Origin of the sequence: Cutibacterium equinum (assembly GCF_028021195.1) — a bacterium.
GTDB lineage: Bacteria > Actinomycetota > Actinomycetes > Propionibacteriales > Propionibacteriaceae > Cutibacterium > Cutibacterium equinum.
In genome coordinates this window covers 1566292-1579338 of sequence record NZ_CP115668.1, presented here as the reverse complement: position 1 = coordinate 1579338, position 13047 = coordinate 1566292, and the positions used below count along the sequence as shown (strand labels likewise).

Here is a 13047-nt window from a genome sequence, read left to right as displayed (position 1 = left end):
CATTTCGTGTCTTGCCGCAGGAGGCAGGCCAATGCTCTCACCTCGTCGGTATCCGCAACGGGGTGGTTCCCGGGGCCGACGAGCCGTCGAGCAGTCCGGACTCACCCAAGCTGCGGTGACGGTTGACTCACTTCCATGCACACGCGCGGGAGATGCCCATTTTCCTTGGCGACCTCAGTGATCAGGCGATGTTGGCAGCGTACGACCAGACGACGGCGTGTTCCGAGCGGTGAGTTAGCGTAGGTGATCAAGGCTAGGCCTTTCTTTCTTCGGATGATGGCTCAGAGACCACTCATCCTGACGGGAAGACCTGCCCCCTCGCATCTCCGGTCGCGTCTATAACGTCATGGACAGCAACAACTAGATGCCCTGTTGGGACGCCCTGTTGGTACGTCTTGGCGAACGCCTCCTTGCCAACGCCGACGAATGTCGGTATGGCGGACCGACATTCGTCGGTATCGTGCCTGAGGCAGACTGAATATTCTAGACGAGTCTATGAAGTTACTTGTTAGACGTCAAAGGAGATCAAAATGGTTAACAGGGCTCTCATAGGAAAAGCAACAGCTTTCGGATTACTGGCCATCTCACTAGCGTTCAGTTCTAGTGGTTTGGCTTTGGCTCAACCGCTAGATGATATCAAGACGGTTGCAACAGTAACGCGCTCGGTTCCTACGGATATGGATTTGTCTCTTCGTCCACTAGCGGAATATGACACGAATTCAGATGTGAATCTTGCGGAAAATGATCTTGCGACCCTCGATGAAGCATTGCGAATAATCATGCAAGCGAAAGTTGCTGCGGGTGATGTTACTTACACTGTCAGTGACGAAGGGGGCAACGTGTACGTAACGGAAATAATTTTTGGTGATAATGGAGTCGTGCAATTCTACTATGAAGCAGATCCGACATCAAGCTAAGCTGCCGAGCTCTCCGATGCGGTCTATTCTCCATATATGGATCGAGCGGGAGGTAACGAGTAGTATCCGAAGATTTGGTCTGGAACCGATTCAAAAGGACGGTGGGTTCGATTTAATCGGGCAGCACAAAGCTTGATGGTGAGCTCTGCGGGAACTGCACTTAAGGCTGCAATCTGTGCGATTCCTGGTGTCAATGCTGTGGGGTGTGCAGTAGTATAGGCAGCAACGGTTGTCGCTAAGCAAGTTATCAAAAAAGTTGGACGCTGTCCCAAGGCGCGTCCGTGGCTCTACGCATACCCAGCCAATCTCGGTTTATCTGGGTGCCGAGCATCTTGAGTAGATCTAGATTGGAAAGGATGGATGAGATGAATAACTGGATTGAAAACCATGTATGGTCTTTTGCAATCGCATTAACAGTTGTCTTTTCTCCGCTTATTATTTGGGGGGCATGGGATACGATCGCTAATGCAGAGTCTATCGCGATTCGTGTAGCTCTATGCTCTGGAATTATTGTTATTACGTTTATCGGTGCTGGCGTACTGCTCGTCTGGAACCGGTGGACGCAGCGCAAATATCGGGATAAAGGGATTATTAAATAGTATTTTGTATTCGGATGGATGCTAGGAGCTGCAGCATTTATTCTGGCTTCCAGTGCTCTATGTTACTGGGTTGTCCGTGTCGAGGTCTTTGGTGAGGCGGTGTAGGGACTTCCATCATCCAAGGACCTCGACCCACATCGAGGCCCAGGGATCGGCTACCGATCCACACCCTCATCTGTGATGAGCTGCTTTGTGACGAATTTGTTTGTTAGGACGAGACTCCTCGCATCAACTCCATGACGATGTTGTGGCTGCGCTCCAGGCTCGGCAACGGCAGGAACTCACACCGAGAATGGAAGTTGTGGGCACCGGTGAAGAAATTCGGGGTGAAGATACCCTGGGTTGAGAGCCAGGAGCCGTCGGTGCCACCACGCATCGACCGATGGATGGGCTCGACTCCCACAGCCCTCATGGCGTCCAGGAGTCGCTGGGTCGCGACTGCATTGTCCGAGGTCTTGGAGTCCTCCAGATTGGCGTAGACGTCCTTGAAGGTGACATCGATGCGGGCACGCGGATGAGATGTGCGAACCTGCTCGACGACCTGGCGAATCTCGTCCTTGCGCTGTTCGAATCGACCTCGGTCGTGATCGCGGATGTTCACGTCGATCGTTGTCACGGACTGATCGCCATGGATGGCATCCACCCAGATGTAACCCTCACGGTCCTTGGTGCACTCCGGAGTCTGGGTCGGGTCGAACCTCCCGATGAGGTCGTGGGCAACGAGGATGGGATTGACCATGACGCCATAAGCGCTCATCGGATGGGCCGCAACTCCCTCGATCACCACCGTCGCGTAGGCCGCGTTGAAGGTTGCCTCAACCACCTCACCGAGCTCGCAGCAGTCCAAGGTGTATGCCCAGTCCACCGGGAAACGTTCGAGGTCCATCGTCTGCACTCCGCGCAGCCCGATTTCCTCGTCAGGCACGAATGACAGGTACACCTCAGGATGGGGTCGCGGATCGGACATCAACCGGACGACGGCCTCCATCACCGACGCCACTCCAGCCTTGTCGTCGGCTCCGAGGACGCTGGTTCCATCGGTTACGAGGATGCGCTGTCCCACGTAGGCGTCAATCTCTGGGTGTTCTTCACGGCGGATCCACTGGTCGCCACCCAAATGGATGTCCCCACCAGTGTGCTCGACGATTCGGGCGTGGACGTCTGGGCTCAGACCTGAGTCTGCGGTGTCGAGGTGGGTGCAAAAGCCGATGGTCGGTGCGGTCTTGCCATCAGGCAGGGTTGACGGAATCCGCGCGGTCAGCACGCAGGTGTCACTGAGATGGACGTCCTCGACCTTGGCTTCCTCGAGTTCTGCGGCCAGCAACCGCGCAAACTCCCACTGTCCCTGCGAGGAAGGAACGACGGTGGCGGAGGCGTCACTCTGGCTGGAGATTGCGCTGTAGCGCAGGAAACGGGCAGCGAGAGCGTCCTGGAGTTCGATGGATGCAGTAGTCACGGCGGCTTTCCTCGATGTGGGTGGCGTCACGGACGAATCGTCATGGGGATCATCCCAGAATCTGCGCGGGGCCGAGGGAGTAATCGTCGGCGTGGTCGTGGTTACGCCGGGAAAACCAGGATCGCGCGCCATGACATCAACCTCCCAGGTATCTCATTGGCCCCCATGCCACCACATCGCTAGAATCGGGTGGAATGTGTGTTCCCTGAAACGGGGACGACAGAATCGGAACCACAGGAGAGACTTCGTGCCCAGCACCCTTGAGAAGCTCAGCACCAACCGTGTGAAGCTCACGATCGAGATGCCCTTCGATGAACTGAAGCCCAGCCTTGACAAGGCATACAAGGACATTTCCGCCCAGGTCAATGTTCCCGGCTTCCGCAAGGGAAAGGTGCCAGCTCCGGTCATCGACCAGCGTTTCGGCCGCGGAGTCGTCCTTCAGGAGGCCATCAACGATGCGCTGCCTGGCGCTTACGGCAAGGCCGTCGAGGAGAACAAGGTCGTTCCTCTTGGTCAGCCCGACATCGAGGTGACCAAGCTGGAGGATGGCGAGGTCGTCGAGTTCACCGCCGAGGTGGACGTGCGTCCTGAGTTCGACCTGCCTGATCTGTCCGCCATCTCCGTCGAGGTGCCCGCTGTCGAGGTGCCCGACGAGGACGTTGACGAGCGCATTGAGACCCTGCGTCAGCGTTTCGCCACCAACACTGAGGTCGAGCGAGCTGCCGCCAAGAATGACCTCGTCACCATCGACCTCAATGGCACCCGCGACGGTGAGGCCCTGGAGGACGCCACCGCTTCCGGCGTCACCTACAAGGTCGGCTCCGAGGGCATGCTCGAGGGTCTCGACGAGGCCGTCACCGGTCTGAAGGCCGGCGAGTCCGCCGACTTCCACTCCACCCTGGTTGGCGGCCCGCTGCGCGGACAGGAGGCTGACATCACGGTCACCGTCACCAAGGTCTGCGAGCAGGAGTTGCCTGCCGTTGACGACGACTTCGCCCAGCTCGTCAGTCAGTTCGACACCGTCGACGAGATGCGCGCCGACCTGCGCACCGCCCTCGAGAACATGGCTCGTCTGGACCAGGCCTCCGACGCTCGCGACAAGGTTCTCGAGGAGGTCATCTCCAAGATCGACATCGAGCTGCCGACCAACCTCGTCGACTCCGAACTCGAGGCCCGCCGTCAGCAGGTCAGCCAGCAGCTCGCCGGGGCCGGCATGACCGTCGAGGAGTACCTCGAGGAGTCCGAGGAAGAGGTCGACAATGCCGACGATTTCTGGGCTGAGATCGAGAAGCGCTCCCTGGATGCCCTCAAGGCTCAGATCGTCCTCGACAAGATGGCTGACGATGACGAGATCGGCGTCGAGCAGAATGAACTGACCGAACTGCTCTTCCGCAAGGCTCAGCAGAATGGGACCTCCCCCGAGCAGGAGGCCCAGCACATGATGGAGCACAACCACCTGCCCGACTGGATGCAGGAGATTCGCCGTGGCAAGGCTCTGGCTGCCATGGTCGGCGCTGCCACCGTCAAGGACGCGAAGGGTGAGGTCCTCGAGCTCGATCGCATCCAGCCCGACGGCACCATTGGCGACAAGCCGGAGGATGCCGAGGATGCTGACGACAAGGTCGAGGACGGCCCCGACAAGGCCGAGGAGCCCAAGGAGGAGGCTCCCGCCGAGCAGGCTAAGGCTGAGAAGAAGCCTGCCGCCAAGAAGAAGCCCGCTGCGAAGAAGGCTCCGGCCAAGAAGCCCGCTGCGAAGAAGGCCGCCGACGAGGCCAAGGATGACGACAAGCCTGCTGCCAAGAAGGCCCCGGCCAAGAAGTCGGCCAGCAAGTCTGCCAAGGCGGCTGCCAAAGACGACAAGTCCGAGTGAGGATCGAGGGCTGCTAGTCCCGTAGGATCGACACGATCCGTTGATTACCGGCGTCGTGCGGATTGTCCGCGCGGCGCCGGTTCCACGTCAACCTGAGGAAGTCCGATGAGCAAACGCCCCTCACACACGCCACGGCCTCGACGCCGGATCTCCGTTGCCCCTGCTACCCGTCAGTTGCGCCACGTGCGCCAGATGGTGGTCGACGACATCGAGGTAGCCCGTGCAGTCGAGCGCGGCGAGGTTGGTGGCGACGTCATAGTGGCCGATGAGCAGCCGACCCAAGACGCGACGAGCACCGTGATGACCGACGAATCTGGTCTTGAGCCGCAACCCACGGACGACGAGCAGGCCAGTGGTACGTCCGGCAGGCACGGCATGCCCAAGATCACGATCGTTTTGCTCACCATGGCCGCCGCGTGGCTGGGCCTGAGCCTTCTCCACGAATTGTCCAGCGTCATTGCGCCGCTGTTCTTCGCCCTGAACCTGCTCATCACGGCTTACCCGATTCACACCTGGCTCGTGAAACACAAGTGTCCCCGATGGATATCCGCCACGTCGGCTGGCACCGTCGTCATCATCGTGTTGGCGGCGGGCTTGGCAGGAATGGTGTGGTCGGTTGCAGCCATGATCAGTCAGCTGCAGAGCTACATCCCGCAGATGGAGAAGATTTACTCCCAACTGCTGGAGTGGTCGACGCGGCTGGGCTACTCCCAAGAGGTCATCACGCAAAAACTCAAGAAGATTGATCCTCAGCAGGTGATGTCGGTTGTGACCTCACTGGTCTCAGACACCACGAGTGTGGTGACGATGATCGTCGTCATCCTGACGGGCATGATCTTCATGGTCATGGACACCCCGCAGATGCACGATCGTCTGCACATGGCTGGTCAGCGAAAACCGGGCGCTGTCATCGCCCTCGAGTCCTTCGCCCACGGTATTCGTAAGTATTGGCTCGTCACGACGGTGTTTGGTCTCATCGTTGCGCTGTTCGACTGGGCAGCCCTGCTCATCATCGGTGTTCCGTTGGCTGGGGTGTGGGCGTTGTTCAGCTTCCTGACGAACTACATCCCCAATATCGGCTTCATCATCGGTGTCATCCCACCTGCCCTGCTGGCCCTCTTCGATGACGGCTGGGTTGCAGCAATTGCCGTGGTCATCGCCTACTCCGTGCTCAACTTCGTCATCCAGACGATCATTCAGCCGAAGTTTGCTGGTGACGCCGTTGGCCTGACGCCGACAATGTCGTTCGTGTCCCTGCTGTTGTGGGGCTGGGTCTTCGGTGCGCTGGGGACCCTCATTGCGCTGCCATGTTCTCTGCTGGTCAAGGCCACCCTCATCGACCACGATCCGGGCGCGCGTTGGCTCAACACTCTCATCTCTTCCCGTCCCACCGAGGGCCTTGAGGATGACCCGGATGAAGATCCCGACGGCCTCGTCGCGGACCGCTGAACGCGAACGCTCGTGGAACTGTCGGTGCCACGAGGTAGGTTCAGAGTCGTGAACCACTACACTTCGACTACTTCCCAGGGCATGCCCGCCATGGCCGGCCCCGAGACCGGCGGTGCCGGGATGACCGACAACGTCTACCAGTCGCTGCTGCGCAACCGCATCGTCTTCCTCGGTTCCGAGGTCAAGGACGAGAATGCCAACGCGCTGTGCGCCCAGATGTTGCTGCTCAACGCCGAGGATCCCGACGCGGACATCTACCTGTACATCAATTCCCCGGGCGGGTCGGTCACCGGCGGAATGGCGATCTACGACACCATGCAGTGGATCTCCAACGACGTTGCCACGGTGACGATGGGTATGGCTGCCTCGATGGGCCAGTTCCTGCTGACCGCCGGTACTCCCGGCAAGAGGTATGCCCTGCCGCACGCCAAGATCCTCATGCATCAGCCGTTGGGTGGGGTCGGCGGTACTGCCACGGAGATCGCCATCAACGCCAAGATGCTCAAGGACACCAAGCGGGAGCTCTCCCAGCTCAATGCCGATCACTCCGGCCACACCTTGGAGCAGATCCTCGAGGACTCCGACCGTGACCACTGGTTCACCGCTCAGGAAGCCCTGGAGTACGGACTCATCGACCACGTCTACAGCAACGCGTCGCAGCTTCGCGGTGACGCCCCCAATCAGTGAGGTGACCATGGGATTCAACGCCTTTGACAAGAATCGGTTGGCCGCCTTCAACGCCGAGCAGGCCGAGCAGGCAGCTCCCGGTGGTCTGGCCCCGGCAGGTCCGCGCAACGACTACTACATCCCGCAGTGGGAGGAGCGCACCTCCTACGGTGTACGTCGCGTCGACCCGTACACCAAGTTGTTCGAGGATCGCATCATCTTCCTCGGCACCCCGGTGACCGACGACATCGCCAATGCCGTGATGGCTCAGTTGCTGTGCCTGCAGTCGATGGATGCCGATCGTCAGATCAGCATGTACATCAACTCACCGGGTGGCTCCTTCACCGCGATGACGGCGATTTACGACACCATGAACTATGTGCGTCCCGATGTCCAGACGATTTGCCTGGGCATGGCGGCCTCAGCTGCGGCCGTGCTGCTGGCGGCTGGAGCGAAGGGGCAGCGTCTGTCCTTGCCGAACTCGACCATCCTCATCCACCAGCCGGCGATGGGTCAGGCCACCTATGGTCAGGCCACCGACATTGAGATCTTGGACGACGAGATTCAGCGCATCCGCAAGCTCATGGAGACCATGTTGGCTGATGCGACTGGTCAGACCGTCGAGCAGGTGTCCAAGGACATTGACCGCGACAAGTACCTGACTGCCCAGGGCGCCAAGGAGTACGGCCTCATCGACGACATCCTCACCTCTTTGTGAGGTTGGTTTGTGAGGTTGGCCCTGACGAGTTCTCGTCAGCCTGTGGTGGCCCTTGAGTCTCGAGGGTCACTACAGGGTTGGGCGCCGCTACCCAACACGGGTGACGACAACGACGGGGTAGATGTCGTCCACGGCTATGGTGGACGGTGCCCACCTCGGGGGACGAACCTCTGGAAAGAGGTAACGATGGTGGCCTGCCGACAAGGAGGAGAGCCGGATGGCGCGGATTGGTGAGAGCGGAGACCTCTTCAAGTGTTCCTTCTGCGGAAAGAGCCAGAAGCAGGTCAAGAAGCTCATCGCTGGCCCCGGGGTCTACATCTGTGACGAGTGCATCGATCTGTGCAACGAGATCATCGAGGAGGAGTTCTCCTCCTCGGAGGGAATCGGTGGCCTCGACGATCTGCCCCGGCCCCGCGAGCTGTATGAGTTCCTCGATGCGTGGGTGATCGGCCAGGAGGAGGCCAAGCGGACCCTCTCGGTGGCTGTCTACAACCACTACAAGCGTATTCAGTCCGAGGTGGATGTGCCGCACGCTCGCCGTGCCGAGGACGACGGGGTGGAGCTCGGCAAGTCGAACATCCTCATGCTCGGGCCGACGGGTTGCGGCAAGACCTACCTGGCCCAGACGATGGCTCGTCAACTCAACGTCCCCTTCGCGATGGCTGATGCCACGGCTCTGACCGAGGCCGGCTACGTCGGTGAGGACGTCGAGAATATTCTGCTCAAGCTGCTCCAGGCCGCTGACTTCGACGTCAAGCGCGCCGAGCGGGGAATCATCTACATCGACGAGATCGACAAGGTGGCCCGCAAGTCGGAGAATCCGTCGATCACCCGTGACGTCTCCGGTGAGGGAGTCCAGCAGGCTTTGCTGAAGATCCTCGAGGGGACGGTCGCCTCGGTACCTCCGCAAGGGGGGCGCAAGCATCCCCAGCAGGACTTCATCCAGATCGACACCACCAACATCCTCTTCATCGTGGGCGGTGCCTTCGCTGGTCTGGAAGACATCATCATGAAGCGGATCGGCACCCGTCCACTCGGGTTCAACAACGACCCGGGTGTTCGCGACGCCATCGAAGGGGCCGAGGTGTTGAGCCTGGTCCGCCCCGAGGATCTCCACGAATTCGGGCTCATTCCAGAGTTCATTGGTCGTCTGCCGATGGTCACGGCTGTTCATCCGCTGGATCGCCACGCCTTGGTGCGTATCCTCACCGAACCACGCAACGCCCTGACCTGTCAGTTCGAGAAGCTCTTCGAACTCGACGGTGTTGAATTGACGTTCACCGACAGCGCTCTGGAAGCCATAGCCGACAAGGCTGTGGCCCGGGGCACCGGCGCGCGCGGTCTGCGGGCCATCATCGAGGAGACCCTCATGGACGTCATGTTCGACGTCCCCTCCCGTGATGACGTCGCTCGTGTCGTCGTGACACGGGAAGCCATCACCGGGGAAGGAAAGTGCCAGTACCTGTCCTCACCGAGCTTGGCTCATGGGCGCGGACGGTTGTCGGCCTGACCTCAGTGCTCGTCGAGAACTTCGGCAAGGAGTGCGTCAGCCTGTTTCTGCAGGAGTGAGACGGACTTGCGGCGTTCCTTGCCGCGTTGCACCTTGACCAGTGGAATGCGGGAGGCGATGTTGTTGGCCTCGTCGCGCCATTTCTGGGCCTGGGGGCTGGATGAGTGGTCGGCATATTCCAGGACGCGATCCACGGTGAGTTGAACTCGTCCCAGTGCCGTCTTCGAGACTGCTGACTTGCGGGCCTTGTCATAGCCCGATTTCGCCCATGCCTCAGCACGGCCGTTCGTATTGATGGAATCCCACAGATCCTTGGCCAGCGGCGTTGCGGCGGCTATGGCCGTCTTGACGAGTTTCGACTTCGCGGACTTTCGTGTACCGGTCATGGGATCACTCCTCCTGTTGGTTTCCGTACAAGACGGTACCCTGACACCCATGGCAACCGGATATCTGCGATACCCCGATGTCCACGGCGACCTCGTGGTTTTCACTGCTGACAACGACGTGTGGTTGGTTCCCGTCACTGGGGGAAGGGCAAGTCGGCTCACCAGCGATCACGTCATGGTCCGTAATCCCCGTTTCAGCCCGAACGGGACGAAGATTGCGTGGACCTCCTACCTGGGGCAACGGCCCGAAGTCTTCGTCATCGACCTGGCCACTGGCGACCAGCGTCGGCTGACCTGGCTGGGAGCTGCACGCAACCTCGTCGTGGGATGGCAAGACGACGAGCACGTGGTGTTCTCGTCCCCTCATCAGACCAATGACATCGGTTTGGCCTGGCTGTACACGGTTTCCCTGGATGGCCACGTCGAGCGTCTTGGCTACGGGCCAGGAATGGACCTGGCCGTGAACTCGGATGGCGCCGTCGCCGTCGTCACCCCGAACTCTGGAGACTGCTCGCGTTGGAAGCGCTACCGTGGTGGCACCGCCGGCCAGATCTGGCTGCGCCCTGCCGGAGCCGACAGATTCCTGCGCCTGCTGCGTGACGGCAACGACGACCACGACGGCCGCTACGCCGCTGCCGGACGGTACGGGGTGGGCTGGGTCGACGGTCGACTCTTCTTCAGCTCGGACATGAGCGACGACGACTCCCCGCACGCCCAGGCCCAGATCTGGTCAGTTGACGGCCAGGGCCACGACCTACGTCAGCACACCCATCACGGCGAGGACCAGGGCTACGTCCGTGACCCTCGCACCGATGGCACGACGATCGTCTACCACGCCCACGGCGCGCTCTGGTCGATGGCCGGCCTCGATGCCGAACCTCAGCGTCTCGAGATCGACCTTGGCATCGGAGCGCCCCGCCGTGTGCCGCTGGAGCCCACTGACCGCCTGGAAGCAGTCGTCTCCGACCACGGTGGTGACGGGTCCCTGCTCGAGTGGCGAGGAGCCGCTTACTTCCTCACCCATCGCTCCGGTCCGGCGCGAGCCTTGTCGGCAGCCGATGGGGTCCGTATCCGTGAGCCGCGTGTTCTCGGCCAGACTGGTCGGGGAGTGTGGGCCAGCGACGTCGAGGGGGAGGACTGTCTCGAAATCGCCAACCTCGACGGCACCGGCCAGACCCGTCGTCTGGGCCAGGGGCAGATTGGCCGAGTGCTGCACCTGGCACCAGCCCCTGATGGCACGAAGGTCGCCCTCGTCAGCCATGACGGCCGCATTCTCATCGTCACCGTTGCCGACGGGGCTGTCCGTCAGGTCGCGACCTCCCCTGAGGGCGAGGCCAGCGGTCTGGCCTGGTCCCCGGACTCCCGCTACCTGGTGTGGCGCTCCCCAGTGGCCTCCGGAGAGGCCATGATCGGTCAGATCCGTTGCTGGGACGAACAGGGCATGGGGGAGTCCTTCGCTCTCACCCGTGGTACCTTCGACGATTCCTGCCCGGTTTTCACTGCCGACGGCAAGTACCTTGTCATGCTCTCGGCGCGTACCTTCGACCCGAATTACGACGGCCAGACCTTCGACCTGTCCTTCGGACATACTCAGCGTCCGTGGTTGGTTCCGCTCAGTGCCACCGACGTGTCCCCCTTCGGTCCGTCCTCCCAGGGATGGCAGATCAGCGAGGTCCAGGACGCCAAGGCCAAGGCCACCGCTGAGGCTGGCAGCGACGACGAGGACAAGACTCCCGAGGTCGTCTGCAACCTCACCGCCGATGGCTTCGAGGAGAGGATGGTGCCCTTCCCGGTGCCCTCGGGCTCCTACCGCGGACTGGCAGCCGTCAAGGATGGCCTGGTGTGGGTCGAGATCGCCGATCGTGGTGGCGAACTTGGTGCTACTCGTGCTGGTGTCAGCGAGGAAGCCCCCAGTGACGTGTTGTGGCACTACAACCTCGCCAACCGTCACCTTGACAAGCTCTGCAAGTCCGTCGACTCCTACTCGGTCTCCGGTGACGGGGAGCGTCTTGTGGTGCGGCACAAGGACGATGTCATCGTCGTACCCTCCTCCCACAAGGTCGATGACGACGACCCGGCCTACATCAGCGTCGACCTGTCGAGGCTGCGTCGATCCATCGACCCGCGTGCCGAGTGGCATCAGATGTTCGACGAGAATGGTCGCCTCATGGCCAGCCACTACTGGCGCGAGGACATGAACGGGGTCGACTGGGACGGCGTGCTCACGCGGTATCGTCCCCTCGTTGACCTGTGCCACGTCGTCGATGACCTCCACGACATCCTGTGGGAGACCGTCGCCGAGCTCAACACCTCGCATTCCTACGTCTCTGCCGCGGGGACTGCGGGTGACCCTGACATGCGCGCTGGTCTGCTCGGGGCTGACGTCGCCAGCGCGGACGATGGAGCCACGCTCATCCGTGTCGTTCCTGGTGAGTCGTCGGATCCTCGCGCATGGTCTCCGTTGCGGGCAGCTGGAGTTGCCGTGGCTGACGGCGACATCGTCGTCGCGGTTGACGGGCGCACGGTGGGCGTCGACGGCACCCTCGGTGAGCTGCTTGAGGGATCGGCCGGACGGGTCGTCGAACTGACGGTGCGCCGGGGTGAGGATCGCCGTCAGGTGGCCGTCGTGCCGATGGCTGACGAGGCCCCGCTGCGCTACCACGACTGGGTGGCGTCGCGTCGCCGCTATGTCGAGGAGCACTCGGGCGGTCGACTCGGCTACTTGCACGTCCCGGACATGGTGTCCGACGGCTGGGCCGAGCTGCACCGTCAGATCAATGAGGCGACCAGTCATGAGGGTGTCATTGCTGACGTGAGGTTCAACCACGGTGGCCATACCTCGCAGCTGGTTGTCGAGAGGCTGGCTCGCAAGGTCGTCGGATGGGACTTCAGCCGCTGGTACCAGAGCCCGGGCACCTACCCGCAGAACGCGGTGCGTGGACCGATCGTCATGGTCACCAACCAGTGGGCGGGTTCCGACGGAGACATCGTTTCTGCCGTCACCCAGGCCATGGGATACGCCAAGGTCATGGGTGAGCGGTCGTGGGGTGGCGTCGTCGGTATTGACGGCCGTTTTGACCTTGTTGACGGAACCGGTGTCACCCAGCCCAGGTATGCCGGCTGGTACGGCAACTACGGGTGGGGGGTTGAGAATCACGGTGTCGATCCCGACATCGAGGTCATCGTCTCACCCGAGGACTGGGAGTCCGGGCAGGACGTCCAACTCGACGCGGCCATCACTGAGTGTCTGCGTCAGCTCGACGAGAAGCCGGCGGCAACCCCGCCGGAGTTTCCCGCCCCGGCCTTCGGTGGGTCGAGACAGGACTGACCCTTTCTGGTCAACAACGCCCGGGGCCACCATGTGGCTCCGGGCGCTGCGCGTCGCTGCACGGGTCGTGCCGGCAGCGATTGTAGCTGGGGTGAGAGGGAAGCACCGTGACGGGCGGGACTACACGGCCCCGCCCGTCTTCGGTCAT

Annotated in this window: 10 protein-coding genes; 8 read left to right on the top strand and 2 right to left on the bottom strand. The window is 61.4% G+C overall.

The features are described from left to right. Positions 1-530: 530 nt before the first annotated feature. Together O6R08_RS07225 and O6R08_RS07220 are read left to right on the top strand one after the other, a co-directional pair. Positions 531-917, top strand: coding sequence for a hypothetical protein (locus O6R08_RS07225; RefSeq protein WP_271417529.1), 387 nt, complete (start codon positions 531-533; stop codon positions 915-917). A gap of 356 nt (positions 918-1273) precedes the next feature. Beyond that, positions 1274-1516 carry a hypothetical protein gene (locus tag O6R08_RS07220; RefSeq protein ID WP_271417528.1) on the top strand — a complete coding sequence of 81 codons (243 nt, stop codon included), beginning with the start codon at positions 1274-1276 and terminating at the stop codon, positions 1514-1516. Between the two features lie 208 nt (positions 1517-1724). Here the strand turns inward: O6R08_RS07220 and pepT are convergent, their stop codons facing one another. Next, the gene (pepT, locus tag O6R08_RS07215) at positions 1725-2972 is read right to left on the bottom strand and encodes a peptidase T (RefSeq protein ID WP_271417527.1); all 1248 of its coding nucleotides are present in this window, start codon (positions 2970-2972) and stop codon (positions 1725-1727) included. Positions 2973-3219: 247 nt separating this feature from the next. On the opposite strand from pepT, the gene tig reads away from it, so the two are divergent. The 5 genes from tig to clpX all read left to right on the top strand — a co-directional run bounded on the left by tig (position 3220) and on the right by clpX (position 9185). After that, positions 3220-4842, top strand: a complete 1623-nt coding sequence (gene tig / locus O6R08_RS07210; protein ID WP_271417526.1) for a trigger factor — start codon at positions 3220-3222, stop codon at positions 4840-4842. Between the two features lie 192 nt (positions 4843-5034). Beyond that, positions 5035-6291 carry an AI-2E family transporter gene (locus O6R08_RS07205; protein WP_271419306.1) on the top strand — a complete coding sequence of 419 codons (1257 nt, stop codon included), beginning with the start codon at positions 5035-5037 and terminating at the stop codon, positions 6289-6291. An 81-nt stretch (positions 6292-6372) separates the two neighbouring features. Next, complete coding sequence (locus O6R08_RS07200) at positions 6373-6978, top strand: ClpP family protease (RefSeq protein ID WP_271419305.1); 606 nt, start codon at positions 6373-6375, stop codon at positions 6976-6978. 7 nt (positions 6979-6985) lie between these two features. After that, complete coding sequence (locus O6R08_RS07195; RefSeq protein ID WP_271417525.1) at positions 6986-7675, top strand: ATP-dependent Clp protease proteolytic subunit; 690 nt, start codon at positions 6986-6988, stop codon at positions 7673-7675. A gap of 217 nt (positions 7676-7892) precedes the next feature. Next, the gene (gene clpX / locus O6R08_RS07190) at positions 7893-9185 is read left to right on the top strand and encodes an ATP-dependent Clp protease ATP-binding subunit ClpX (RefSeq protein WP_271417524.1); all 1293 of its coding nucleotides are present in this window, start codon (positions 7893-7895) and stop codon (positions 9183-9185) included. 2 nt (positions 9186-9187) lie between these two features. Here clpX and O6R08_RS07185 read toward each other — a convergent pair whose 3' ends face one another. Beyond that, positions 9188-9571: a hypothetical protein gene (locus O6R08_RS07185; protein ID WP_271419407.1), complete on the bottom strand. Its 384-nt coding sequence runs from the start codon at positions 9569-9571 to the stop codon at positions 9188-9190. A gap of 49 nt (positions 9572-9620) precedes the next feature. Between O6R08_RS07185 and O6R08_RS07180 the strand changes: the two genes are divergently transcribed. Beyond that, a complete protein-coding gene (locus O6R08_RS07180; protein WP_271417523.1) occupies positions 9621-12899 on the top strand; it encodes a S41 family peptidase in 3279 nt (1092 codons plus the stop codon). The last annotated feature ends 148 nt before the right edge of the window (positions 12900-13047 follow it).